Annotated in this window: 25 protein-coding genes; 16 read left to right on the top strand and 9 right to left on the bottom strand. The window is 66.6% G+C overall.

Annotated features, from left to right (window positions below; translation table 11 throughout):
- Positions 1 to 22: 22 nt before the first annotated feature.
- From ACYVGE_RS00715 to pssA, 4 genes are read right to left on the bottom strand one after another with little or no spacing between them, the layout of a single operon-like run.
- Positions 23 to 505 (bottom strand): hypothetical protein, encoded by a 483-nt coding sequence (locus tag ACYVGE_RS00715; protein ID WP_460726160.1) that lies wholly within the window; start codon positions 503 to 505, stop codon positions 23 to 25.
- Between the two features lie 25 nt (positions 506 to 530).
- Positions 531 to 1,013, bottom strand: a complete 483-nt coding sequence (rimI, locus tag ACYVGE_RS00710) for a ribosomal protein S18-alanine N-acetyltransferase (RefSeq protein WP_460726158.1) — start codon at positions 1,011 to 1,013, stop codon at positions 531 to 533.
- Positions 1,010 to 1,369 carry a hypothetical protein gene (locus ACYVGE_RS00705; protein WP_460726156.1) on the bottom strand — a complete coding sequence of 120 codons (360 nt, stop codon included), beginning with the start codon at positions 1,367 to 1,369 and terminating at the stop codon, positions 1,010 to 1,012. Before ACYVGE_RS00705 ends, rimI begins: the two co-directional genes overlap by 4 nt.
- Entirely contained in the window at positions 1,369 to 2,139 is a 771-nt protein-coding gene (gene pssA, locus ACYVGE_RS00700; protein WP_460726154.1) for a CDP-diacylglycerol--serine O-phosphatidyltransferase, read from the bottom strand. Before pssA ends, ACYVGE_RS00705 begins: the two co-directional genes overlap by 1 nt.
- Positions 2,140 to 2,215: 76 nt before the next feature.
- Between pssA and ACYVGE_RS00695 the strand changes: the two genes are divergently transcribed.
- The 4 genes from ACYVGE_RS00695 to ACYVGE_RS00680 all read left to right on the top strand — a co-directional run bounded on the left by ACYVGE_RS00695 (position 2,216) and on the right by ACYVGE_RS00680 (position 5,214).
- Positions 2,216 to 2,623, top strand: a complete 408-nt coding sequence (locus ACYVGE_RS00695; RefSeq protein ID WP_460726152.1) for a DUF4124 domain-containing protein — start codon at positions 2,216 to 2,218, stop codon at positions 2,621 to 2,623.
- A gap of 1 nt (position 2,624) precedes the next feature.
- Positions 2,625 to 2,918, top strand: a complete 294-nt coding sequence (locus tag ACYVGE_RS00690) for a DUF4124 domain-containing protein (protein ID WP_460726150.1) — start codon at positions 2,625 to 2,627, stop codon at positions 2,916 to 2,918.
- Positions 2,919 to 3,036: 118 nt separating this feature from the next.
- On the top strand, positions 3,037 to 4,782 hold the full coding sequence (locus ACYVGE_RS00685; RefSeq protein WP_460727250.1) for a proline--tRNA ligase: 1,746 nt from the start codon (positions 3,037 to 3,039) through the stop codon (positions 4,780 to 4,782).
- A 51-nt stretch (positions 4,783 to 4,833) separates the two neighbouring features.
- The gene (locus tag ACYVGE_RS00680) at positions 4,834 to 5,214 is read left to right on the top strand and encodes an H-NS histone family protein (RefSeq protein WP_460726148.1); all 381 of its coding nucleotides are present in this window, start codon (positions 4,834 to 4,836) and stop codon (positions 5,212 to 5,214) included.
- A 92-nt stretch (positions 5,215 to 5,306) separates the two neighbouring features.
- On the opposite strand, the gene ACYVGE_RS00675 is transcribed toward ACYVGE_RS00680, so the two are convergent.
- Positions 5,307 to 6,596, bottom strand: a complete 1,290-nt coding sequence (locus ACYVGE_RS00675) for a threonine/serine exporter family protein (RefSeq protein ID WP_460726146.1) — start codon at positions 6,594 to 6,596, stop codon at positions 5,307 to 5,309.
- A gap of 190 nt (positions 6,597 to 6,786) precedes the next feature.
- Here ACYVGE_RS00675 and ACYVGE_RS00670 point away from each other — a divergent pair, with 190 nt between their 5' ends.
- The 4 genes from ACYVGE_RS00670 to ACYVGE_RS00655 are packed head-to-tail and all read left to right on the top strand — an operon-like array spanning position 6,787 to position 10,313.
- Positions 6,787 to 7,902 carry an ABC transporter permease gene (locus ACYVGE_RS00670; protein WP_460726144.1) on the top strand — a complete coding sequence of 372 codons (1,116 nt, stop codon included), beginning with the start codon at positions 6,787 to 6,789 and terminating at the stop codon, positions 7,900 to 7,902.
- The gene (locus tag ACYVGE_RS00665) at positions 7,899 to 8,711 is read left to right on the top strand and encodes an ABC transporter ATP-binding protein (RefSeq protein WP_460726142.1); all 813 of its coding nucleotides are present in this window, start codon (positions 7,899 to 7,901) and stop codon (positions 8,709 to 8,711) included. The genes ACYVGE_RS00670 and ACYVGE_RS00665 overlap by 4 nt, the downstream gene beginning before the upstream one ends.
- 1 nt (position 8,712) lies before the next feature.
- Positions 8,713 to 9,639 carry an MlaD family protein gene (locus tag ACYVGE_RS00660; RefSeq protein WP_460726139.1) on the top strand — a complete coding sequence of 309 codons (927 nt, stop codon included), beginning with the start codon at positions 8,713 to 8,715 and terminating at the stop codon, positions 9,637 to 9,639.
- 41 nt (positions 9,640 to 9,680) lie between these two features.
- Positions 9,681 to 10,313 (top strand): ABC-type transport auxiliary lipoprotein family protein, encoded by a 633-nt coding sequence (locus tag ACYVGE_RS00655; protein WP_460726137.1) that lies wholly within the window; start codon positions 9,681 to 9,683, stop codon positions 10,311 to 10,313.
- A gap of 24 nt (positions 10,314 to 10,337) precedes the next feature.
- Here the strand turns inward: ACYVGE_RS00655 and ACYVGE_RS00650 are convergent, their stop codons facing one another.
- On the bottom strand, positions 10,338 to 10,925 hold the full coding sequence (locus ACYVGE_RS00650) for an alpha-ketoglutarate-dependent dioxygenase AlkB family protein (protein ID WP_460726135.1): 588 nt from the start codon (positions 10,923 to 10,925) through the stop codon (positions 10,338 to 10,340).
- A gap of 116 nt (positions 10,926 to 11,041) precedes the next feature.
- Here ACYVGE_RS00650 and ACYVGE_RS00645 point away from each other — a divergent pair, with 116 nt between their 5' ends.
- Complete coding sequence (locus ACYVGE_RS00645; protein WP_460726133.1) at positions 11,042 to 12,685, top strand: electron transfer flavoprotein-ubiquinone oxidoreductase; 1,644 nt, start codon at positions 11,042 to 11,044, stop codon at positions 12,683 to 12,685.
- Between the two features lie 9 nt (positions 12,686 to 12,694).
- Entirely contained in the window at positions 12,695 to 14,758 is a 2,064-nt protein-coding gene (locus ACYVGE_RS00640; protein ID WP_460726131.1) for a glycoside hydrolase family 99-like domain-containing protein, read from the top strand.
- A 125-nt stretch (positions 14,759 to 14,883) separates the two neighbouring features.
- On the opposite strand, the gene ACYVGE_RS00635 is transcribed toward ACYVGE_RS00640, so the two are convergent.
- The 3 genes from ACYVGE_RS00635 to ACYVGE_RS00625 all read right to left on the bottom strand — a co-directional run bounded on the left by ACYVGE_RS00635 (position 14,884) and on the right by ACYVGE_RS00625 (position 18,741).
- A complete protein-coding gene (locus ACYVGE_RS00635) occupies positions 14,884 to 17,244 on the bottom strand; it encodes an FG-GAP-like repeat-containing protein (RefSeq protein WP_460726129.1) in 2,361 nt (786 codons plus the stop codon).
- A 127-nt stretch (positions 17,245 to 17,371) separates the two neighbouring features.
- Positions 17,372 to 18,001: a CoA transferase subunit B gene (locus ACYVGE_RS00630; protein WP_457095363.1), complete on the bottom strand. Its 630-nt coding sequence runs from the start codon at positions 17,999 to 18,001 to the stop codon at positions 17,372 to 17,374.
- Between the two features lie 20 nt (positions 18,002 to 18,021).
- Complete coding sequence (locus ACYVGE_RS00625) at positions 18,022 to 18,741, bottom strand: CoA transferase subunit A (protein ID WP_460726127.1); 720 nt, start codon at positions 18,739 to 18,741, stop codon at positions 18,022 to 18,024.
- A 177-nt stretch (positions 18,742 to 18,918) separates the two neighbouring features.
- On the opposite strand from ACYVGE_RS00625, the gene ACYVGE_RS00620 reads away from it, so the two are divergent.
- The 6 genes from ACYVGE_RS00620 to ACYVGE_RS00595 all read left to right on the top strand — a co-directional run bounded on the left by ACYVGE_RS00620 (position 18,919) and on the right by ACYVGE_RS00595 (position 24,075).
- The gene (locus ACYVGE_RS00620; RefSeq protein WP_460726125.1) at positions 18,919 to 19,665 is read left to right on the top strand and encodes an electron transfer flavoprotein subunit beta/FixA family protein; all 747 of its coding nucleotides are present in this window, start codon (positions 18,919 to 18,921) and stop codon (positions 19,663 to 19,665) included.
- Positions 19,665 to 20,612, top strand: coding sequence for an electron transfer flavoprotein subunit alpha/FixB family protein (locus tag ACYVGE_RS00615; protein ID WP_460726123.1), 948 nt, complete (start codon positions 19,665 to 19,667; stop codon positions 20,610 to 20,612). The genes ACYVGE_RS00620 and ACYVGE_RS00615 overlap by 1 nt, the downstream gene beginning before the upstream one ends.
- Before the next feature lie 75 nt (positions 20,613 to 20,687).
- Positions 20,688 to 21,134, top strand: coding sequence for a hypothetical protein (locus ACYVGE_RS00610; RefSeq protein WP_460726121.1), 447 nt, complete (start codon positions 20,688 to 20,690; stop codon positions 21,132 to 21,134).
- A gap of 27 nt (positions 21,135 to 21,161) precedes the next feature.
- Positions 21,162 to 22,307, top strand: coding sequence for a DegT/DnrJ/EryC1/StrS family aminotransferase (locus ACYVGE_RS00605; protein ID WP_460726119.1), 1,146 nt, complete (start codon positions 21,162 to 21,164; stop codon positions 22,305 to 22,307).
- Positions 22,292 to 23,269, top strand: coding sequence for a glycosyltransferase family 2 protein (locus ACYVGE_RS00600; RefSeq protein WP_460726117.1), 978 nt, complete (start codon positions 22,292 to 22,294; stop codon positions 23,267 to 23,269). Before ACYVGE_RS00605 ends, ACYVGE_RS00600 begins: the two co-directional genes overlap by 16 nt.
- Positions 23,266 to 24,075 carry a WxcM-like domain-containing protein gene (locus ACYVGE_RS00595; protein ID WP_460726115.1) on the top strand — a complete coding sequence of 270 codons (810 nt, stop codon included), beginning with the start codon at positions 23,266 to 23,268 and terminating at the stop codon, positions 24,073 to 24,075. The genes ACYVGE_RS00600 and ACYVGE_RS00595 overlap by 4 nt, the downstream gene beginning before the upstream one ends.
- The last annotated feature ends 1 nt before the right edge of the window (position 24,076 follow it).

Below are 24,076 nucleotides of genomic sequence, written 5' to 3'. Positions count from 1 at the left end.
GCCGCTCGCCGGCGGCGCCTGGTCAGAAGCTCTTGCCGGTGTCGATACGGACATCCTCGCGCACGGCGGCGCTGGCACGGCGCTCGAACTCCGCGGGGTCGATGATGACCAGGTGGCAGGACTGCACCGGAGGCTTCAGCCGGACCGCGGCCCCTTCCAGGTAGAGCCAGGTCGGGCGCCTGGGTTGCCTGGCGCCCTTGCCCACGTAGTCGGCCTCATGGCTGCGCAGCACCACGGCATCCGCGCCCTTCGCCTCGGCTGCCTGCACGAGTTCGGCAAATGCCTTGTGGTAACTGACACTCGCCGGCGCCATGCCCGTGCGATTGTTGGGCTCCCGGCTCCCAAGCTGCACTGATACCCGCCCCAGGCGCGCCTGCACGCAGCTCGGCGATTCCTCCAGCAGCAGCGCGGTCGCGGGCTCGTTGGCCATGACCCTGGCCACGGCGAGGGCCAGCCCCAGCGACCCGCACCCGCCCAGCAGCAGCGTTCGAAGCGGCTTCTTCATCCACCCTCCCGAGTGGCTTGTGGGCTCACTCGACAGGGAGTAGCTCCATCGCCATCACCAGCGCATCCTCGCGTCCGTCCTTCGCTGGGTAGTAGCGCGGCCGGCGGCCAATCTCGTTGAAGCCCTCGTCGTGGTACAGCGCGATCGCATTCGCGTTCGACGGCCGCACCTCGAGGAAGACACGGGCCACGCTACGGGCACGCGCCATCTTCAGCAGCGCATGCAGCAGGCGGCGGCCATGCCCCTGCCCCTGCAGTTCCGGTGCGATGCAGATGTTGAGCACGTGCGCCTCGCCTGCCGCGATCGACATCAGGAAGTAACCGACGATGCGCTCGTCGTTGGACAGCACCCACGCCGGATAATCGGCACGCAGGCAGTCGCGGAAGATCCCCAGGGTCCAGGGGAACTCATAAGCGCGCGCCTCGATCAGCTGTACGGCGGCGAGGTCGTCCTCGCGCATCGCCCGCAAGGCCAGCGGCAGGGCCTGATCTTGCGCGCGTGCGTTCATTGCGGCGTCCGCCTGCGCAGTGCGCGCAGGCGCGGCCACAGCGCGCGGCGCGCGGCGACGTCGCCCAGCGTGGCGAGATCGGGCAATGCCGCCAGGAGCTCGGAGTCTTGCGGGTTCCGGTTCGCCGCCCGCGCCAGCGCGGCCAGCAGCGGCGACAGCGGGGCCGCCGGTTTTGTCGGCGCGTCTTTTGTCGGCACGTCTGCTTTCGCAGCGCGCGGCGCCGAGCCGGCGCGATCCCCGGGCGGCTCCGGCGCGGCGACACCGCCGCCTGCCGAAGCCGGCATCAGCACCTCATGGCCCAGTGCCTGCAACCATTCACGCTGCTGCGCACTCCACGGCGTGTCGTGCGCGGACATCACGTTGCAGGCTCCGGCGGCAGGCGGCGCATGCGGCGCCACAGCGCCCGCCCCGGCCCCGACAATGCGTAGAGCACGCCGATCGACAGCAGTACCGATGGCGGATCGATGGCGACCGCCACCAGCACCGCGAGCACCACGACCCCGACCAGGAATGGCATGCGGTCGCTGCGTGGTCCGCCGCCCTTGAAACTGAAATAGCGGAACCGGCTCACCATCAACAACGCGGCCGCCACGGTCACGCCCAGCGCGACGTAGCGCAGCTCCTCGCCGGTGAAACCGTTGTCGTGGCAGGTCCATACGAAACTCACGACCAGTCCCGCCGACGCCGGGCTCGCCAGTCCGATGAACCAGCGCTTGTCGACCTGCCCCACCTGCGAGTTGAAGCGCGCCAGGCGGATCGCCGCGCACGCGGCATAGAGGAAGGCCGCGATCCAGCCGAGCTTGCCCGGCACCACGCCATCCAGGCGTGTCGATGACAGGGCCCAGTGGTACATCACCAGCGCCGGTGCCAGGCCGAAGCTGATCAGGTCGGCGAGCGAGTCGTACTGCACGCCGAATTCGCTCTGGGTGTTGGTCAGGCGCGCGACCCGGCCATCGAGGCCATCGAGGATGGCGGCGATGAAAACGGCGATGCAGGCATTCTCGAAATGCCCCTGCGTCGCCGCGATGATCGCGTAGAAGCCGGCGAACATGCCGCCGGTGGTGAACAGGTTGGGCAGCAGGTAGATGCCGCGGCCGCGCGGCCGTGGGATGTGCGATGGGTCCATGTCCACGAGTTTAACCCTTGCCTGCGCGCGGGCACGGTGCTGCAATCCAGCTTCCGCCGCTGATCCGAGCATTCCCATGCGCAGCCGCATGATCCGCCCGCTCTCGCCCCGCCTGCTCCTGGCGCTCGCCACCGTGCTGTTCGCCCCGGGCGCCTTCGCCGGAACGGTCTACCAGTGGAAGGACGCCAAGGGCGTGACCCATTACGCCGATGCCCCGCCACCCGGGCAGCAGGGCGTGAAGAACCGCGAACTGCAGGACGCCCCCGCAGCGCCGCAGCAAGCCGCCCTGACGCCGGAAGAGGCCAACTGCGCCACGGCGCGCAAGAACCTGGAACAACTGAAGAGCTCCCAGCCCGTCGGCCTCGACGCCAACGGCGATGGCAAGCCCGACGCAACCATGACCGCGGAAGAACGCGCGAAGCAAGTCCAGCGCACCGAGTGGGTGCTGACCAACCACTGCAAGCAGCCCGCTGCGGCGCCCTGACATGCGCCTGGGCTGGGCCCTCGTCGGCGGCATCGCGATCGGTGCCGCGTTGTGGTGGTGGACCACGCGCGACGAACGCGAGCACGCCCGCGCCGAACACGAACGCAAGGCCGCCGCCGCGGCCGAAGCGGCCCGTCCCGTGCTCTACCGCTGGCACGATGCCAACGGCGTGCTGCAGATCACCGAGCAGCCGCCGAAGGGGCGCAAGTACGTACGCATAGACCGCGAACCCTACGACGGCATCGAGGTCCACGGCGACCGCAGCGCCGACCTGCCCGAAACGCCTGGGAAATGAAGCCCGGGAGAGCGCCTCCGGCCCGCAACGGGCCGAAGCTGCTCCATTACGGCGAAGCCGGTAAACCCGCGAAACGCATGGCAAAATGCCCGCTTCCCTTCGCGTGAACCCCCCGCCGATGCGCCTGTCGCAGTTCCACCTCCACACCAGCAAGGAAACCCCCGCCGAGGCCGAGATCGTCAGCCACAAGCTGATGCTCAAGGCCGGCATGATCCGCAAGCTCGCCGCTGGCCTGTACACGTGGAGCCCGCTGGGCCTGCGCGTGCTGCGCAAGGTCGAGCGCGCGGTGCGCGAGGAGATGGACGCCGCCGGCGCGGTCGAACTGCTGATGCCGACGATCCAGCCGCAGGAACTGTGGGAGGAGACCGGGCGCTGGGAGAAGTTCGGCGGCCAGTTGCTCAAGATCCAGGACCGCAAGGAGGCCGGCTACTGCTACGGACCGACCGCCGAGGAAGTCATCACCGACTTCGCCCGCAGCGAGTTGTCCAGCTACAAGCAGCTCCCGGTCAATTTCTACAACATCCAGACCAAGTTCCGCGACGAGATCCGCCCGCGCTTCGGCGTGATGCGCGCGCGCGAGTTCCTGATGAAGGACGCCTACTCCTTCCACGTCGACGACGAATCGCTCGCCGCCGAATACAAGAACATGTACGACACCTACGGCCGCATCTTCACCCGCCTGGGACTGAAGTTCCGCGCCGTGTTCGCCGACACCGGCGCGATCGGCGGCAGCGCTTCGCACGAATTCCATGTGCTGGCCGACTCCGGCGAGGATGCGCTGGCCTTCTCCAGCGACTCCGACTATGCCGCCAACGTCGAACTGGCCGAAGCAGTCGCACCGGGTCCGCGTCCCGCCGCTGCCGAGGCGATGCGCAAGGTCGACACGCCCACGCAGAAGACCTGCGAAGACGTCGCCGCGCTGATGGGCATCGACCTCAAGCGCACGGTGAAGTCGGTCGCGGTGATGGGCGCGGATGCCGATGGCAACCCGCAGTTCGTGCTGGCGCTGGTGCGCGGCGACCACGTCGTCAACGAGATCAAGCTGGCCAAGCTGGCGGGCCTGGGCGAATACCGCCTGGCCAACGAAGGCGAGATCGATACGCACCTGGGCAGCGAGCCGGGCTTCCTGGGACCCGTGCTTGTCGGCGGTGCCAAGAGCACCGCCGGGTCCCCCAAGCGGAAGATCCGCATCGTCGCCGACCGCAGCGTCGCCGCGATGGCCGACTTCGTCGTCGGCGCCAACGAGAAGGGCTTCCACATCGCGGGCGTGAACTGGGGCCGCGACCTCCCCGAACCCGACGACGTCGCCGACATCCGCAACGTCGCCGAAGGCGATCCCTCGCCGGACGGCAAGGGCACCCTCGGCTTCGCGCGCGGCATCGAGGTCGGCCATGTGTTCGCACTGGGCCGCAAGTATTCCGAGGCGATGCAGTGCACCGTGCTCGACGCCAACGGCAAGGCTGTCATGCCGGCGATGGGCTGCTACGGCATCGGCGTGTCGCGGATCGTGGCAGCCGCCATCGAGCAGAACCACGACGCCAACGGCATCGTCTGGCCCGACGCGATGGCGCCGTGGCAGGTCGCGGTGTGCATGATCAACCCGAAGAACGACGCCAGCGTCAGTGCGGCGGCCGAAGCGCTGTATCGCGAACTCAATGCCGCCGGCATCGAAGCCGTGCTCGACGACCGCGGCCTGCGTCCGGGCGCGATGTTCGCCGACATCGAGCTGATCGGCATCCCGCATCGCGTGGTGGTGTCCGAGCGCGGCATCGCCGCCGGCTCGTTCGAATACCGCCACCGCCGCGCCAGCGAGGCCGAGAATCTCGATCGCGCGGCGTTGCTCGCGCGGCTGGGCGCGGCATAATCGATGGCAAGGCCGGCCACGGTCGCATATCCATCGCAATCCGGAGGTTCCATGTCGATCGACATCACCGGCCTGTCCACGAAGGAACTGGACGCGCTGATCAACCAGGCGAAGAAGCGCAAGACCACGCTCAGCAAGCGCAAGCCGATCGCCGTGGTGCGCAGGAAGCTCACCGACCTGGCACGGGCCGAGGGCTTCACTATCGCGGAACTCTTCGGCGGCGCGCCGGCGGCGAAGGCCGCCTCCGCACCCAAGGCCCCCAAGGCGCGCAAGACCACCAAGGGCTACAAGCTGGGCAAGGTTGAGCCCAAGTACCGCAATCCGGCCAATGCCGGGGAAACCTGGGCGGGCCGCGGCAAGCCGCCGCGCTGGCTGGCGACCTATCTGGACAACGGCCGCAGGATCGAGGAATTCCTGATCGCGGCGCAGTAAGGCTCAAGCCGCGGCGCGTCGCGGCATGAAAAAGCCGGTCTATTGGCCGGCTTTTTTCATTGCGTCACTCGCGGCGGATTCGCTCGAGCACGCTACAGATTGCGCCCCGGTGGCAACAACAGGTTGCCGAACAGCAATCCCGCCACCAGCGCCAGCAGGACATTCAGCACCGCCAGCAGCGCGTCCTGCCCCACCACCGCATCCTGCTGCTGGATCATCGACAGCAGGCCGCGCAGGCTGGTGCTGCCCGGCACGAGCAGGATGATGCCCGGCAGGCGGATGATCGCGCCGGGCCGCTTCCACCAGCGCGCGTAGGCGTTTCCGGCGGCGGTCAGCAGCAATGCGGCGAGGAAGATGCCGGACGGACTGCCGAGGCTCTCGCCCGCGTAGCGTGCGATCAGGTACCCCGAAGCGGCGGCCACCATGACCAGCAGGTAGTCGCGGCGGCTGGCGCGGAACAGCACCGCGAACGCAAATGCGGCCAGCACCAGCGAGCAGGTCTCCACCCAGGCCGGCTGCGGCCGCGACGCATGTACCCAGGGGTGCAGTCCAAGCAGGTTCGTGATGTACAGCGCGATCACCGCACCGACGGTCAGCTTGAGCACCGTGGTCACCGCGCCGGCAAAACGCGCCGTCCCGGACGCTAGGTGCTGGCTGGTGAGCTCGTTGACCGCATTGGTCAGGGCCAGGCCGGGGAGCAGCACGATCAACGAGGCGATGATCACCGTGTTCTGGTTGAGCGGGGCAATCAGGCTCGCCACCAGCGCGGTGATCAAGCCAGCGAGCATCGCCGCGACCGCTTCGGTGGCTTCGCGCAACCGCGGCCGGTGCGTCGCATAGTCGCTCAGGGCGCCAATGATCAGTCCGTTGAACCCGGCCACCGCGATGTCCACCCAGGGCAGGCGCAGCAGTCCGGCGACGGCGAGGGCGGCGAGGCTGTAGCCGAGCACCTGCATGATCCGCCAGCGCCAGGTCGGCGGCCGGTCGAGCGCGCTCATCTGCTCGCGCGCTTGCCTGAGGTCCAGCGTGCCCGACATCACTTCCTCGGCGATGCGGTCGGTCTCGGCGAGCCGGTGGAGATCGGTTTCGCCTACCGGCAGGCGCAGCACGCGCGTGATCTCTGTCTCCTCCGGTCGCGAAGGATCATTGAAGGTGAGGATCATCCCGGTCGGGTTCGACCACGGCTCGCACTCGACGTGCAGCTTGCGCGACACCGCGATCATCGCGCCCTCGAGACGCTGCGCGGTGGTGCCGTAGCGGTGCAAACGGGCGGCCAAGTCCACCAGGAACGCCGCGCGGTCGGCGAAGCTGATCGAGGCGAAGAAGGTGGCGGGAGTGAACAAGAGTGCGGAGGCCGTTGCGTGACGTGCGAAGGATCGCATGCCCCAGCGCCTGCGGCACGCCCATGCAGCGCTTGCGGCATGCCATGCAGCGCCCGCGGGGCGGCGGCCCGCGCAAGGCTGCCGGGTGCAGGCCGGGCCGGTACCACTGCGCGATGTCGAATCCCCTGCCCGCGGTACTCACCCGCGGCATGGACCATTCGACCACTTGCGCCTGTATCCTCAAGAGGCCATGACCGCTTCGACCGCGTCCCGACCGCAGCTAGTTGCCGAAGGTAGTCCGCCGCGCCTGCGCCTGAGCGGGCAATGGACGCTGGAGTACGCCGAGGCCATCAGCCAGGCCCTCTCGACGGCGCCCCGCACGATCGACTCCATCGACGCCAGCGCTGTCGATCGCCTCGACTCGCTGGGCGTCCTGCAACTGTTGCGATTCTCCCGACGCCACGGTTTCGGCTTCGACAGCATCCGCTTCCGCGATGACCACCGCGACCTGGTCTGCGCGATCGAGGACGTGGCCGATGACCGCCCCAAGAAGAAGCGCGAGTACGGCGTCGCCGCCGCGCTGGCGCGCCTGGGCTTCGCGATCCACGACAACGGCAAGGAAATCCTCGCGCTGATCGGCTTCTTCGGCGAGACGCTGGTGAAGCTCGTGCGCACGTTCAAGGAACCCAGCCGCTTCCGCCCCACCGCTACCGTGTACCACATGGAGCAGGTCGGCCTCGACGCCGTGCCGTTGGTGGCCCTGCTGTGTTACCTCGTCGGCGCGGTCATCGCCTTCCTGGGCTCGAACATCCTGCGCGACTTCGGCGCGACGATCTATGTCGTCGAGCTGGTGAGCATCGCCTTCCTGCGCGAGTTCGGCGTGCTGCTCACGGCGATCATCCTCGCCGGCCGTACCGCCAGTGCCTTCACCGCGCAGATCGGCGCGATGAAGAGCCGCGAGGAGATCGACGCGATCCGCACGCTCGGGATGGATCCGATCGACCTGCTGGTGATCCCGCGCGTGCTGGCGCTGCTGGTGATGCTGCCGCTGCTGACCTTCGTCGCGAATGTGTTCGGCCTGCTCGGTGGCCTCACCGTGGGCGCCTACGGCCTGGACATCCCGCCGATGCAGTACCTCGCGCGCATGCACGACACGATGGAGCTGCGCCACTTCGTCGTAGGCCTGGTCAAGGCGCCGATCTTCGCCCTGGTGATCTCCCTGATCGGCTGCCTGGAAGGCCTGCAGGTCGAAGGCACGGCCGAATCGGTCGGCGAACGCACCACATCCAGCGTGGTGCAGGCGATCTCGCTGGTCATCGTGCTCGATGCGGCGGCCGCGATCTGGTTCATGGAGATGGGCTATTGAACGCCGTGATCGTCCCTGACGCCGCCGAACCGATCGTGCGCGTGCGCGGTCTCGTCAACCGTTTCGGCGAACAGCTCGTGCACGATGGGCTCGACCTCGACGTGCGTCCCGGCGAAATCCTCGGCGTGGTCGGTGGCTCGGGTAGCGGCAAGTCGGTGCTGATGCGCTCGATCCTGGGCCTGCACGAACCGGACGCCGGCGCGATCGAAGTGCTCGGGATCGATGCGCGCAGTCAGACCGCGAACGCGCATCGCGAGATCGAACGCAATACCGGCGTGCTGTTCCAGGACGGCGCGCTGTTCTCCTCGCTCACGGTCGGCGAGAACGTGCAGGTCCCGTTGAAGGAGTACCACCCCGAGCTGCCCGATTCGCTGCGCTACGAACTCGCACTGCTCAAGGTGAAGCTCTCCGGCCTGCCCGCCGATGCCATCAACAAGCTGCCCTCGCAGCTGTCGGGCGGCATGCGCAAGCGCGCCGGCCTGGCGCGGGCGCTGGCGCTGGATCCGCCGCTGCTGTTCCTCGACGAGCCCACCGCGGGCCTGGATCCGATCGGCGCCGCCGCCTTCGACCGCCTGATCCGCACCCTGCAGGAGGCGCTGGGCCTCACCGTCTTCCTTGTCACCCACGACCTCGACACGCTCTACGCCATCTGCGACCGCGTCGCGGTGCTGGCCGACCACAAGGTCGTGGTGTGCGCGCCGATCGAGGAAGTGGAACGCTACGATCACCCTTGGGTGCAGGACTATTTCCACGGTCCGCGTGCCCGCGCCGCGCAGTCCGGATACGCGCGGCAAAGCCAGGAAAACTGACATGGAAACCAAGGCCAACTACGTCCTGATCGGCGCCTTCACCATCGTGGTGACGCTGTTCCTGCTGCTGTTCGCCCTGTGGGCGGCGAAGTATTCGTCCGAGAAGGACTGGAAGCAGTACGCGGTGATCTTCGAAGAACCGGTCACCGGCCTGAGCGAAGGCAGCCCGGTGCTCTACAACGGCATCTCCGTCGGCACCATCGAATCGCTGCGCCTGTCGCCCCAGGACCCGCGCCGTGTGCTCGCCACCCTGCGCATCCAGGCGCGGACGCCGGTGAAGACCGACACCCGCGCGAAGATCTCCACGCCCAGCCTCACCGCGCCGCCGATCATCCAGCTCACCGGCGGCAGCCCGCAGGCGCGCCTGCTCATGGATGTCGACCACAGCGACGTCCCGGTCATCCGCGCCGAGGCCTCCGCGCTGCAGAACATCGCCGACACGGCCAACAAACTCGTTGCACGCATGGACGAGCTGCTGAGCGAGGAGAACATCAAGCGCATCTCCAATTCGCTGGCGAGCATCGAGGCCATGACCGGCGCGATCGGCGACCAGCACGAGGACGTGCGCGCGATGATCGTCAGCGCGCGCCGCTCCAGCGAGCAGCTCGAAAAGACCCTTACCCGCACCGACGCGGCCGTCAGCGACATCGACCGTGAACTGGTGCAGAAGCTGCCGGCCCTGATCACCAAGCTCGATGGCACGCTGGCGAAACTGGATTCGGCGGCCGGTGGCGTCAACGGCATCGTCAGCGACAATCGCGCCGCGATCAGCAGCTTCGCCAATGACGGGCTCAGCCAGCTCGGGCCGACGCTGGCCGAGCTGCGCGGCCTGGTGCGCGACCTGCGCCGCATCAGCGGTCGCCTCGACAGCGGCCCCACGCAGTACTTGCTGGGACGCGACCGACCCAAGGAGTTCGAGCCGAAATGAGCACAGGAATGGGGAATCACAGGTCCGGATCGGCAAGGGCGATGCGCACCGGCGCATGGCTGGCGACGCTCGTGGCGATGGTGTTGCTTGCGGGCTGCACGCGACTGCTGGCGGGTGGCAGCAGTGGGCCTCCGACGATCTATGCGCCTGACGTCCACGTGCAGGCCACGCAAGCCTGGCCGCAGGTGCGCTGGGCGCTCGCCATTGGCCACGCCAGCGGCGCGCGCAGCGCCGACAGCCTGCGCATCGCGGTCCGGCCGACGCCGAGCGAGCTGCAGATCTACAAGGGCGCGCAATGGGCGAAGTCGCCCGGCGACATGATCGAGGACGGCGTGCTGCATGCACTGGAGGACTCCGGCCGCATCGCCAGCGTGGGCCGCCAGGGCAGCGGCATCGCCTACGATTACCGCCTGCTGCTGGACGTGCGCCGGTTCGAGTCCGATTACGCCGGTGGCGCGACGCCGACCGCAACCATCGAAATCACTGCCAAGCTGCTGCACGTCAAGGACCAGCAGCTCGCCGGTTCGCGTACGTTCCTGCAGACGCAGGCGGCGTCGTCGCCCGCCGTGCCGGACGTGGTGGCTGCGTTCGAACAGGCACTGACCTCGGTCAGCGGCGAGCTTGCAGGCTGGAGCCTGACCACCGGCGAACAGTACGAGCGCACGCGCCGCTAGACCGGTCGTTGTCCTGGCGTCCGGTCAGCCCAGGATTTGCCGGAATGTCAGGTTGATCCGCTCGCCCACTGCCTTCGCCGTCCGCGGCAACGCGTGCCGGTAGTGGCGCTGCGTTGCGCCCGCCATCACCAGCAGGCTGCCGTGCGGCAGTTCGATCGCCAGTTTCTCCTGCGGCTGGCCGCGATGCTTCAGCACGAATCGCCGCGCCGCCCCCAGGCTGACGGACGCGATCACCGGCGCCGGGCCGAGTTCGGGCTCGCTGTCGCTGTGCCAGCCCATGCAGTCCCGGCCGTCGCGGTAGCGATTGGCGAGCACGCTGTTGAAGCCGGCGTCGAGTTCGGAACATAGGCGCTCGCGCAGGCGCTGCAGCGACGACGGCCACGGCCGCGGCTCGAACGGGGTGCCGGAATAGCGATAGGCCGTCCCGGGATCGCCGATCCAGCAACTCAGGCGCGGCGAGGCGTGCTCGCGCCCGAACAGGCGGACGTGATGGGTTTCCCAGGCGACTTCGTCGCGCAGGCCCCGAAACAGCCGCTCCGCCTCGTCGTCCGCCAGCCAATGCGGGTCGAACGAGACGTCGGCATCGACCAGCGGCAATCGCTGCAGGCTCATGGCCAGACGCTAGCACGGTGCTCCTGGCACACAATCCGGACAGCCGATTTGCCCGTACCGTCCGCAACCGCGAAAATCCCCGGATTCAAAGCCATGCGGCCCCCGCGGAGCCACCAATGACCGACGCCCCCGAAAACACCATGCCGATCGAGCGCGATGTCATGGAGTACGACGTCGTCACCGTCGGCGCAGGGCCGTCCGGCCTGGCGTTCGCGATCCGGCTCAAGCAGCTCAATCCCGATATCTCGGTGTGCGTCATCGAGAAGGCCTCGACCATCGGCGCCCAGATCGTGTCCGGCGCGGTGATCGAGACCGGGCCGCTCGATGCGTTGCTGCCGAACTGGCGCGACAACCCGCCGCCGATCTGCGTGCCGGCGGTCAAGGACGAGTTCTGGCTGCTGAGCAAGACCGGCCATATCCCACTGCCAATCCCGCCGGGCATGCACAACAAGGGCAACGTGATCGTCAGCCTCGGCGCCCTGTGCGCGTGGCTGGCGCCGCAGGCGGAAGCCCTTGGCGTGGAGATCTACCCCGGCTTCGCCGCCTCCGAAACGCTGCACGATGCCGACGGCACCGTTATCGGCGTGCGCATCGGCGACATGGGCGTGGCAAAGGATGGTACGCACAAGCCCGGCTTCACCGCGGGTATCGACATCCGCGCCAAGGTCACCGTGCTCGCCGAAGGTGCGCGCGGCCACCTGACCAAGCGCCTGGTCAAGCAGTTCAAGCTCGATGCCGACAGCGATCCGCAAAGCTACTCGATCGGCCTGAAGGAGCTGTGGCAGGTTCCCGAAGACCGCGTCGAGCCCGGAAAGATCGTCCACAGCTTCGGCTGGCCGGCCGATACCAAGACCTACGGCGGCAGCTTCCTGTATCACCTGGACAAGGGCCGCATCGCCCTGGGCTACGTCAGCGGGCTCGACTACCAGGACCCCGAATACAAGCCGTGGGAAGCCTTCCAGCAATGGAAGAACCATCCCTCGGTCAAGCCGCTGCTGGAAGGCGGCAGCATCCTCTCGGCCGGCGCGCGCGCGATCGTCTGCGGCGGCTGGCAGTCGCTGCCCAAGGTCGAAATGCCGGGCGCCCTGCTGATCGGCGATACCGCCGGCCTGCTCAACGTCCCCAAGATCAAGGGCACTCACCAGGCGATCCGCTCGGGCATGCTCGCCGCCGAGCACCTGGTGGCATCGCAACTCGCGCCGCAAGGGTTCGACGCAAAGCTGCGTGCGTCCGAGGCGATGGCCGAGCTGAAGAAGGTCCGCAACATCAAGCCCGGCTTCAAGCGCGGGCTCTGGTTCGGCATCCTCAACTCCGCCTGGGAAACCATTACCGCTGGCCTGTCTCCCTGGACGCTGAAGGTCAAGGCCGACTGGTCGACGCTGGACAAGGTCGGCGCGCAGGAGTCGCCCAAGCGCGATTACGTCGACCGCGACCTCGCGCCGCGCGACCGCCTGCAGAGCGTGTACTACGCCGCGACCGAGCACGACGAGGACCAGCCCGTGCACCTGAAGGTGCTGGACACCAACATCTGTGTCACCCGCTGCGCCGAGGAATACGACAACCCGTGCACGCGCTTCTGCCCAGCGAACGTCTACGAGATCGTCGACGAGGCGAAGCCGGATGGCAGCAGCGGCAAGCGCCTGCAGATAAATGCCGCCAACTGCGTGCACTGCAAGACCTGCGACATCAAGGACCCGTACGAGATCATCAACTGGGTGACGCCGGAAGGCGGATCCGGGCCGAACTACCAGAACCTCTGACGCCGCGCGATGAGTTCCATTACCCCCGCGCGACTGCGCAGCGCTCTATTCCATGCGCTGCGCGCCGCGTTTCGCGCGTTGCCGATCGGTGAAGCGAAGCGTGACGCTTTGCGCCAGCGCTTCCTCGATCAGTTTCCTTCGATCCGTCCCGCTGCCGCGCGCGGAATGTCCGGGGCGGGCGCAGGCCGTCGCCCGTATGTGCACGCAGGTGGACGCGCGCTGGGTTACGTTGAACGCAGCGTCGAACCGCTGCCCGATCCCCTGGCGGCTACCCTGGTGGCCTTCTACCTGCCGCAGTTCCATGCCATTCCGGAGAACGACGCGTGGTGGGGCCAGGGTTTCACAGAGTGGCGCAGCGTCGCGCGTGCGCTACCGCAGTTCGAAGGCCATGCCCAGCCACGCCTGCCGGGCGACCTTGGGTTCTACGACCTGTGCAATCCGCAGGTGATGCGCGATCAGGCCCGCCTCGCCCGCGAGTACGGTATAGGCGCGTTCTGTTTCTACTTCTATTGGTTCGGTGGCAACACCCTGCTGGAGTCGCCCCTGCAACAGTGGCTGGAAGATGAGTCGATCGACCTGCCGTTCTGCCTGTGTTGGGCGAACGAGAACTGGTCGCGCCGCTGGGACGGTCGCGCGGAAGACATCCTGATCGCGCAGGCGCACAGCACCGAGGACGACCTCGCCTTCATTGCGCATGTCGCCCGTTACATGCGCGACCCACGCTATCTGCGTGTTGATGGCAAACCGTTGCTGCTGGTCTACCGGCCTGGATTGCTGCCCGACGCCACCGCCACCGCGCAACGCTGGCGGACGTGGTGTCGCGACAACGGCGTGGGCGACATCTTCATCGCCTACGTCCAAGGCTTCGAGCGCCCGGATCCACGCGACATCGGCTTCGATGCCGCGGTGGAATTCCCGCCCAACCTGAGTACGCCACCCCAGCTGACTGCGCAGCAGTACCTGATAAATTCCAACTACTCGGGCCAAGTGCTCGACTGGCGCGTCGTCGCCAACGACTACTGCGAACGAAACACGCCGCAGTACCTGCTATTTCCGGGCGTCAATTGCGGCTGGGACAACGAGCCGCGGCGCGCCGGCCAGGGACGCACGTACCTGCACGCTTCACCCCAGGCCTATTGCGACTGGTTGCGCCATGCAGCCACGCACCGCCTTCAGGCCATGGCGCCGGCCCAGCGCCTGGTGTTCATCAACGCCTGGAACGAATGGGCCGAGGGCGCCGTACTCGAGCCTGACGCGCGCCTGGGCCACGCATGGCTGCACGCAACACGGCAAGCGCTGCAAACAAGCGCTTCATCGACGACTCGCCCCTGTGTAGTGATCCATGCCTGGTACCCGGAGACGTTCGACGAGATTCTCGCGACGTTGACGGCTTCTGGCATACAGCACCGCTTGGTTGTCACCACCTCGCCGGAACGATTCGCGCAGATCAAAGCCGTGCTTGAGCGCCGGGGCCTGCCGGCGGAAATCGAAGTCACGGAAAACCGTGGACGCGACATCCTGCCCTTCCTGCGAGTCGCCTACCGGCTGCGGCGTGAGGGGGAAACAGTCCTGCTGAAGCTGCACACCAAACATTCGCCGCATCGCAGCGACGGCGACCACTGGCGTGCGGAGCTGCTGGAACGGCTGTTGCCTCCAGCACGTTCAGACCGGATAGCTGCTGCCCTTGCCGATGGCGCCGGCCCAGGCCTGGTGTACCCCGATGGCCACCTGCAACCGCTAGGTTTCTACTGGGGGGCCAACGAAGCGAACGTCCGGTATGTTGCTCGCCGCTGCGGCATCGCGTCACCGCGCGTGGAAACCGACATCTTTGTCTCGGGCAGCATGTTCTGGGTGCGCATGGATGCCCTCGCGCCCCTGCTCGATGCCCACTTCGATGAATGCGAATTCGAAGCCGAAGCCGGACAACTGGACGGCACGTTCGCGCATGCGATCGAGCGCGTGTTTGCTTTGAGCGCGCGTGCGCAAGGACGGGACGTAGTGGCTGCCTCGACGGTCAGCGGGGCATCATCCCCCACGACATCCCGGGATTACCCCTACGCGCGGCGGGGCTAGGTCCCGCCCCGCTCCTGGCCGCCTTCCAGCATCTGGCTCGCGATAAAGGCGATCTGGCCATCCGGAAAATTCGCTTCCGGAAGCATGCTCTCAGTGCGCATGGCAGCGCTTGAGCCGTTGATCGACTAAGGAGTAATCCTCCAATTCATATCCGACACGGCAAGCACCTCGCCGGATCCCGGCTGTATCGATGCGCCATCCATCAGGTGCAACCAGTTCTGGCCCGTGACGCTGTTTCTCCAGAAGATGTCCGCGCGTCCATCGCCATTGAAGTCGCCGCTCAGGGCGATTTCCCAGGAAAGCGCCGCGATGTGGACCGGCTGTAGCGAGCTGATCGACAGGCCGTTCATCAGCCACAGATAGCATTCCCCCGTCGCGCCGTTCCGCCAATAGATGTCGGCTCGGCCATCGCCGTTGAAATCGTCGACGGCTGCCACCTTCCATTGGGTGTCCGCCACGGTCATCAGTGGTCCGGACGACGCCAGTATCGAGGTGCCCGACATCAGGTGGACGTAGTTCTGGCCCGATGTCGAATTGCGCCACAGAACATCGGAAAAGCCATCGTGGTTGAAGTCACCCGTGCCTGCGACTTGCCAGGACTGATCGGGTTCCAGATGGACGGCCTGCATGACCTTGGGCTCCGCACCGTTCATCAGCCAGATGTAGGTAAGCCCGGTGGCGACGTTGCGCCAATACAGGTCGGTGATGGCATCGCCATCGAAGTCCCCCAAGCCGACGATCCGCCAGTTGAGGTCACTCACGGTCGGGGCGAAGCGCGATTCCGGCAGGATCGCCGGTCCATTCATGAAATGGATGTAGACCTGCCCGGAGCTCGAATTGCGCCAAAGCACGTCCGCACGACCATCGCCGTTGAAATCGCCGGAGCCGATCACCGCCCACGACATGTCCGGTTCCCGGTACGGGTTCCATGTGCTGGCCACCGTCGTCCCGCTCATTCTCCACAGCCCGGTATCGCCCGTGATCGAGTTCCGCCAATAGAGATCCGCCCGTCCATCCCCGTCGAAGTCATGGCGGACCGGTCCGATCCCCGCCACCATGGTTGCGCGGAACGCCGCGATCAGCGGCATCGTCTGCGCCATGCTGCGTGCATTGTCGGAGACATTCGCTACACCCGTCGGCCGCCCCGTGGCCACATCCCTGACGTTGGGATTGGCGAAGTAACGGATCCCGCGCTGGGCGCTGTTTGGCAGGCGATAAGCCATCACCGTATAGAAACCGGACGTCGACGCTTCGCGGTAACCGTACGAGTACGCGTGTGCGCCGGGTTCGGTGCTGTCCTCGGTGTTGTGCGTCTGGCCCATGTTGTGGCCAAACTCGTGCGCCAGCGACTCCATGCGGCAGCCGTAGGTCTTGCCGTCGGACTCGTCGTAGTCGCCCACATCGAGATCGTCGCTCACTACCGAGTAGCCGAACGGGGCATCGGAATTGTTGATGGACGACTTGCCGCCACCGATGAGCCAGGCGATGCCGCAACCGTCGTTCTCGGGGGTCCGGAATCGACGGACCAGCGACACCAGGTCGGCACCGTACTGGTCGCGAGCCGCGCGCAAGCCCGCAAAAGCGGGGTCAGTGGGCACGGTGCCCGCGCCTGCCTGATATCCGCTCAGTTTGCTGAGGGCGTCGCCATTGTCGGTGGCATCGGCATATGCCACTGAAAGCGTCCGTACGAGCCGGACCTGTGCGCTGATCTGACTGTTGGCGTAGGCCTGGTTGGTGATGTCCACCAGGTTCTGCAATCGCGTCACGGCCTGCGAGTCACCGCCGAGCTCGGCCGCATAGGTAGTCGTATAGCCCAGGGCGACGTCGACGGTCACGGCAGCAGTGGCCGCCGCTGCAGCCTGGGGTTGCGCCGATGCGGCAAGGGACTCGCTCGAAGCCAGCGATGCGGCCAGGCTCGGCGGCACCAGGAAGTCAGGCTTCGATGCCTCCGGCGAATGCAGCCTGGCGGGGTCGATCTGGACGACCCAGGCGCGTCCACCGCGGGTGGACAACCGCAACTCCTCGCGGCCGTGCTGCGGAATGCTGCCGAACACGGCCTTCTCGCCGAACGTCAGGACCGCATCCTCGCCATAGGCGTCGCGGCCAATCCACGTCCAGTTGCCGTTGGGATGTTCGACATGCCGCTGGTACTGCAGGCGGACCGGCTGCCCGTTCGGCGCAGTGATGGTCATGTGACCGGTCGCGATCGCCCTGAACGCATGCGCTTCGCTGATGTCGGCGGGATACCAGGTGGATGCATTTTCGTGGCGCGCCGGCTGCGCGGAATAGCGCAGCAGGTCGCCACGATCCGGCAATGCGGCGAATGCGCCCGCGTTGCGGACGGGCGCCAGCGCAGAGGGTGCCGGGAACGACTGTGGCCTACTCGCGCGGCTCGCCGGGGGCGGATCGGACGTCCTGAAACAACTCAGGCCAACCAGCGTGGCGGCCAGCACGAGGGAAGTGGTCAGTAGGACTGTACGGCGCATGGCGGACGATCCAGTGGGATGCCCGCATCGTGTGGCTTTCGGCGCCCGCAATCAATGCCGTCCTGGCGCGTTACAGGTATTCACCGCGGCTTGGGGGCATCCATGCCGCGGTCCGTTATGCCATTGCTCAGCCGGCGAGGGCGACGCCCGTTTTTTCGCGGAGTTCGTCCAGGGTGACGCCGGGCGCTAGTTCACGGACCTGAAGTCCGCGCTCGCCCACGTCCATCACCGCCAGGTCCGTGATGATGCGGTTGACGACTCCCACGCCAGTCAACGGCAGCGTGCACTCGGGCAGGATCTTGTGCTCGCCGCCCTTCGCGGTGTGCTCCATCAGCACGACGACGCGTTTCACGCCGGCAACCAGGTCCATGGCGCCGCCCATGCCCTTCACCATCTTGCCGGGCACCATCCAGTTGGCGAGGTCGCCCTTCTCGGTGACCTGCATCGCGCCGAGGATCGCCAGGTCGATATGGCCGCCGCGAATCATCGCGAAGGAATCGTGGCTGCCGAAGTAGCTCGCGCCGCGACGCGCGGTCACGGTCTGCTTGCCGGCATTGATGAGGTCGGCGTCGACTTCCGATTCCAGCGGGAAGGGCCCGATACCGAGCAGGCCATTCTCGCTCTGCAGCCATACGTCCATCCCCTCGGGAATGAAGTTGGCCACGAGCGTCGGCAGGCCGATGCCGAGGTTGACGTAAGCACCGTCGGTGAGTTCCTGCGCGGCGCGCTGCGCCATCTCGTCGCGGGTCCAGGGCATGTTGGTTTGTCCTCGTTTCGTTACGCGGCGCGCACGGTGCGCTGTTCGATGCGCTTTTCCGGCGCCGGGTTGTGGACGATGCGGTCCACGTAGATGCCGGGAAGATGCACGTGATCGGGATCGATCGCGCCGACCTCGACGATTTCCTCCACTTCGGCCACGCACACCTTGCCGGCCATGGCGCAGGCCGGGTTGAAGTTGCGCGCCGTCTTGCGGAACACGAGGTTGCCGGCCTTGTCCGCCTTCCACGCCTTCACCAGCGACACGTCGGCCTTGAGCGCGGTTTCCATCACGTACCAATGGCCGTCGTCGAACTGGCGCGTTTCCTTGCCTTCGGCGACCACGGTGCCGTAGCCCGTGCGCGTGTAGAAGGCGGGAATACCGGCGCCGCCGGCGCGCAGGCGCTCGGCAAGCGTGCCCTGCGGGTTGAACTCGAGTTCGAGCTCGCCCGACAGGAACTGGCGTTCGAATTCCTTGTTCTCGCCGACGTACGACGAGATCATTTTCCGGATCTGCCGCGTGGCCAGCAGCAGGCCGAGGCCGAAACCGTCCACGCCGGCGTTGTTGGAGATCGCCGTGAGGTCCTTCGCGCCGGAGTCGCGCAACGCCTCGATCAGCGCCTCGGGGATGCCACATAGGCCGAAACCTCCCACGGCCAAGGTCTGGCCGTCTGCGACCAGCCCTTCCAGCGCCGCGGCGGCGTTCGGGTAAACCTTGCTCCTGGCGGTGGCCACGGCCATCGTGCGACTCCGAGTGGGGAGGCGCGAGTTTAACGCGGGCCATGGCGGCGCCATACCGTACTTTCGGGCATGCCAGCGGATTTTTACCGGCGGCGGGGCCGGCTCCGTTAGAATTACCGACCCGGCCGCCCTACGGCCGTGCACCTTTTCGGAACCTCCCCACAGGAACCCCGCACGATGAAAATCCTCGTCGGCTACAAGCGCGTGGTGGACTTCAATGTCCGCATCCAGGTCAAGCCGGACGGCTCCGGCGTGGTCACCGACGGCGTCAAGCTGTCGGCCAACCCCTTCGATGAAATCGCGCTGGAAGAGGCCCTGCGCCTGCGCGACAAGGGCATCGCCACCGAAGTCGTGGTCGCCACCATCGCCCCGGCCGACGCCCAGGCGCATCTGCGCAACGGCCTGGCCATGGGCGCCAATCGCGCCATCCACGTGGTCAGCGACCAGCCCATCCAGCCGCTGACCGCCGCGCGCACCCTGCTCAAGCTGATCGAGAAAGAACAGCCGGACCTGGTGATCCTGGGCAAGCAGGCCATCGACGACGACGCCAACCAGACCGGACAGATGCTGGCCACGCTGTGGGGCCGCCCGCAGGCGACGTTTGCTTCGAAGCTTGAGGTTGCCGGTGGCAAGGCCACGGTGACCCGCGAGGTCGATGCCGGCCTCGAAACACTGGAAGTCGACCTGCCGGCGGTGGTGACCACCGACCTGCGCCTGAACGAGCCGCGCTTCATCAAGCTGCCGGACATCATGAAGGCCAAGAGCAAGCCGCTGGAAACGATCGCCTTCGCCGACCTCGGTGTCGACACCGGCGACACCCTCAAGACCACGCATTACGCCGCGCCGGCAAAGCGCAGCAAGGGCGTGATGGTGAAGGACGCGGCCGAACTGGTCGCCGCACTCAAGGCAAAGGGGCTGCTGTGATGAGCAAGGTACTGATCGTCGCCGAACACCTGGACGGCAAGCTCAACGCGGCCACCGCCAAGTGCGTGTCCGCCGCGCAGGCATTGAAGCCCGAGTCCATCGATATCGTCGTGCTGGCCGCCGACCCGGCGGGTATCGCCGCGGAAGCCGCGCAGATCGCCGGTGTCGCCAAGGTCCTCACCGTCGCCAACCCGGCCAATGCCAACGCCATCGCGCAGGTGCTGGCACCGCAGATCGCCAAGGCCGCCGCGGGCTACTCGCATGTGTTCGGTCCCTCGACCACCTTCGGCAAGGACCTGATGCCGTGCGTCGCTGCCCTGCTTGGCGTCGCGCAGGTCTCCGACGTGATGGCGGTCGAAGGCAGCCATACCTTCAAGCGCCCGATCTACGCGGGCAACGCAATCATCACGGTCGAAGCGCCGAAGGACCATGCCGTGGTCGCCACCGTGCGCACCGCCTCGTGGCCGGAAGCCGCGCGCGGCGGCAATGCCGCGGTCGAAGCCAGCAACGTCGATGCCGCCCTGCCGGCGCACACGCGTTACGTCGGCCTCGCCGCCGGCAAGTCGGACCGTCCCGACCTGCAGAGCGCCAGGCGCGTCGTTTCGGGCGGCCGCGGCGTGGGTTCGGCCGAGAACTTCAAGATCATCTACGACCTCGCCGACAAACTCGGTGCCGCCGTGGGCGCCTCGCGCGCCGCGGTCGATGCGGGTTACGTGCCGAACGAACTGCAGGTCGGCCAGACCGGCAAGATCATCGCGCCGGAGTTGTACATCGCCGTGGGCATTTCCGGTGCGATCCAGCACCTGACGGGAATCAAGGATGCGGGCACGATCGTCGCGATCAACAAAGATGGGGATGCGCCGATTTTTGAGATTGCGGATATTGGGTTGGTAGGCGACCTGTTCGCGCTGCTTCCGGAGCTGCGCGCCCATCTGGGTTCCAACTAAAGACATACTTTCTTTCCCCCTCAAGCGGACCTGCACAAGAGGGCTCTCTTCAATCCACTTTCAGGATGGTTCACCGTGGGCAAATATTTGTACTCGCTCTCCCTTATTGCACTGGTCGGTATCACCGGCTGTTCGAAGCCTGCCAATACCGCAGAAGGCGACGCTTCTGCGCCGCCGCAGCCGACGACTCCCGCCAGTCCTGTTGCCCAACCTGCAAAGGGCACAAACCTGCTATTGACCGCCACCCCCGGCACAGCCGGTTGCGACGTGGGTACGGTCGCCAAGTTCAACTGGGACCTGTCCTCGAATCCCGCAATTTCGGAAGTCGAACTGTTGGTCGGAGACGGCCCGGAAGCCAAACTCTTCGCGGCAGGCGGTCGCACCGGTGAAGCCGAGACCGGGCCTTGGGTGTATTCGGGAACAACTTTCGTCCTTCGCAACAAGGCCGACCAGGCGGAACTCGATCGTGTGGTGATCTCGGGTCCGACCTGCCCGCCGCCCGTCGCGTCTGCGGCCAAGTAACTCCGTATCCGCCGGGTCACTGGAAGAGTGACCCGCTCTCATCTTCGCCAGGAACGCCACGTTTACTCCATGTCCACTTCCGTCATCCCCGTCAACTCCCTCATCCGGCACATCGCCCCTCTGAAGGACGCTTTGTCCACCGATGCGATCCAGGTGATCGGCAGTGGCCATTACGTACTCGGCCCCGGCGTGGCCGCATTCGAGCAGGCGTTCGCCGACTATTGTGGTGTCGCCCATTGCATCAGCGTGGCCAATGGCACCGATGCATTGGAACTGGCGCTGAAGTCCGTCGGCGTGCAAGCCGGTGATCGCGTCGCGGTGGCTGCCAACGCCGCCATGTATGGCACCAGCGCAGTGCTTGCCTGCGGCGCGACTCCGCTGTTCGTCGACGTCGAAGAGTCTGGAGCAACGATGGATCCCGCCCGGCTCGCTGAAGCTTTTGCGGCGGGCGCGCCGCGTGCCGTCATCGTGACGCACCTGTATGGCCGCCTCGCGCGGATCGAGGAGATCCTCGAACTGTGCCGCGCTCATGGAGTGGCCGTCGTCGAAGACTGCGCCCAGGCCCACGGCGCCAGGACAGGCGAACGCGCCGCGGGCAGTTTCGGCGACGTGGCTGCATTCAGCTTCTATCCGACCAAGAATCTCGGCGCGCTGGGCGATGGCGGTGCCATCGTGACGTCCGATGCCGGGATCGGACAGCGAGCCCGCCAGCTGCGCCAATACGGCTGGACCGCCAAGTACACCAACACCTTCGCTGGTGGCCGCAACAGCCGTCTGGACGAAATCCAGGCCAGGATGTTGCTGACCATGCTGCCGCTGCTCGATAGCTGGAACGCGCGCCGCCGCGCAATTGCCAACCGCTACTCCGAGGAGATCCGCAACCCTGCGATCGCCGTCCCCGCACCGGCCGGAGAGGAATATGTCGGCCACCTGTACGTTGTGCACTGCGAACGCCGCGACGACATGCGCGCGCATCTGGAGACGCTGGGCGTGCAAACCGATATCCACTACCCGGTGCCCGACCACCGCCAGCCCTGCCACCAGGGGGGCTTTGACGATGTCCGTTTGCCCGTCACGGAAAAGCAGGCGACTACTGCGCTGACCCTGCCTTGCTTCCCGGAACTGACCGATCAAGAAATCGAGCGGGTGATCGCGGCATGCAATCAGTTCTGAATCCGCGTTACTCGCTGGTCATCCCGGTCTATCGCAACTCCGACAACATCGACGAGCTGCTGCCGGCTTGCCGTGCGCTGCATGACGCGCTGGCCGAGCGCCTCGAGGTCATCTTTGTCGTCGACGGCAGTCCGGACGATTCCCATGCCCAGCTGCTGAGCAAGCTGCCCGCCAGCGGGCTGCGAGCGCAACTGATCTCGCTTTCTCGCAACTTCGGTTCATTCGCCGCCATCCGCGAAGGCCTGCAGCAGGCGCGCGGCGAGTTCGCTGCGGTGATGGCAGCCGACCTGCAGGAACCGCCGGAACTGGTGCTGGACTTCTTCGCCAGGCTGGAACGCGACGAGGGAGACATCGCATTCGGTCTGCGCGAGGCACGCAATGACCCACCAATGTCCAAGCTGTTCTCGACAATGTTCTGGTGGGTGTATCGCAGCTTCGTACAGCGCGACGTCCCCGTCGGCGGTGTGGACGTATTCGCGACCAATCGCCCTTTCCTCGATCGCGTGATCGGCTTCTCCGAGGCCAACAGCAGCCTGCTAGGCCTGCTGTTCTGGATGGGCGGCCGCCGCATCTTCGTACCCTATGCCCGCCGCGAACGACGCCATGGCAAGAGCGCCTGGACGTTCCGGAAGAAGTTCACCTACCTGCTCGACAGCATCTTTGCCTTCACAGATGCGCCGATCCGGCTGTTGCTTGCTTGCGGCATTCTGGGCATGGGCCTGGCGCTGACGATGGGCGTCGCCGTGCTGTTGGCCCGGCTGCTCGGCGAAGTGGACGTGCCCGGTTACGCCGGCACGATGCTGACCGTCCTGTTTTTTGGCGGGCTCAATGCGCTCGGTCTCGGGCTGGTAGGCAACTACGCTTGGCGCGCCTACGAGAACACCAAGCACAGACCCCTGAGCATCCCGATGATGCTCGACCGGTTCGGTGAACCGGATAACGATTCGCAGGACGCCCAATGACTGGCTTTATTTCCGAACAGGCCCTGATTTCCCCCGAGGCACGCGTCGCCGCGAGCGCCAATGTTTCCCCCGGCGCCGTGCTCAATCGTGCGTGCGAGGTGGGCGAGCACTGCGAGATCGATGCCGGCGCGATACTCGACCCGGGACTGGGCGGCAGGATCGTACTGGAGCAGGGAGCGCGCATCCAGACCGGCGCCGTGGTCGCCGGGCCCGTCATTGTCGCTCGAGGTGCCTTGGTGCAGGCCGGTGCGGTAGTCACCCGCGATGTTCCGCCCTACGCAGTAGTCGCGGGCAACCCCGCGCAGATCGTCGGCTATACCAACGGTGGCACCGGCAGCCTGCAGGTCCCGTTGCGACAAGCGCAGGCGACGCCCGGGGCAATGCCGTCTAGCGTGCGCGGAGTCACCCTGCACCGCCTGCCGAAGGTCCTCGACCTGCGGGGCAACCTGACTGTTGGCGAGTTCGGACGCTCTATCCCGTTCGAAGCCAAGCGCTATTTCATGGTCTTCGGCGTACCCAACGCCGAAGTACGCGGCGAGCACGCGCATCGCACCTGCCACCAGTTCCTGATTTGCGCGCGCGGCAGCTTGGCCGTGGTTGCAGACGACGGCAGCACGCGCGAGGAATTCCAGCTCGACGATCCGTCCGTCGGCATCCACTTGCCGCCGCTGACGTGGGGCGTGCAGTACAAGTATTCGCCTGACGCAGTCCTGCTGGTCTTCGCCTCCGAGTTTTACGACACGGAGGAGTACATCCGCGACTATGCCGAGTTCACCCAGATCGTATCCCGACACGGAGTCGCCTGAA

The organism is Lysobacter rhizosphaerae, from assembly GCF_054779795.1.
The sequence above is the reverse complement of the archived record's forward strand: the minus strand, read 5'-3'. Positions and strand labels throughout refer to the sequence as shown.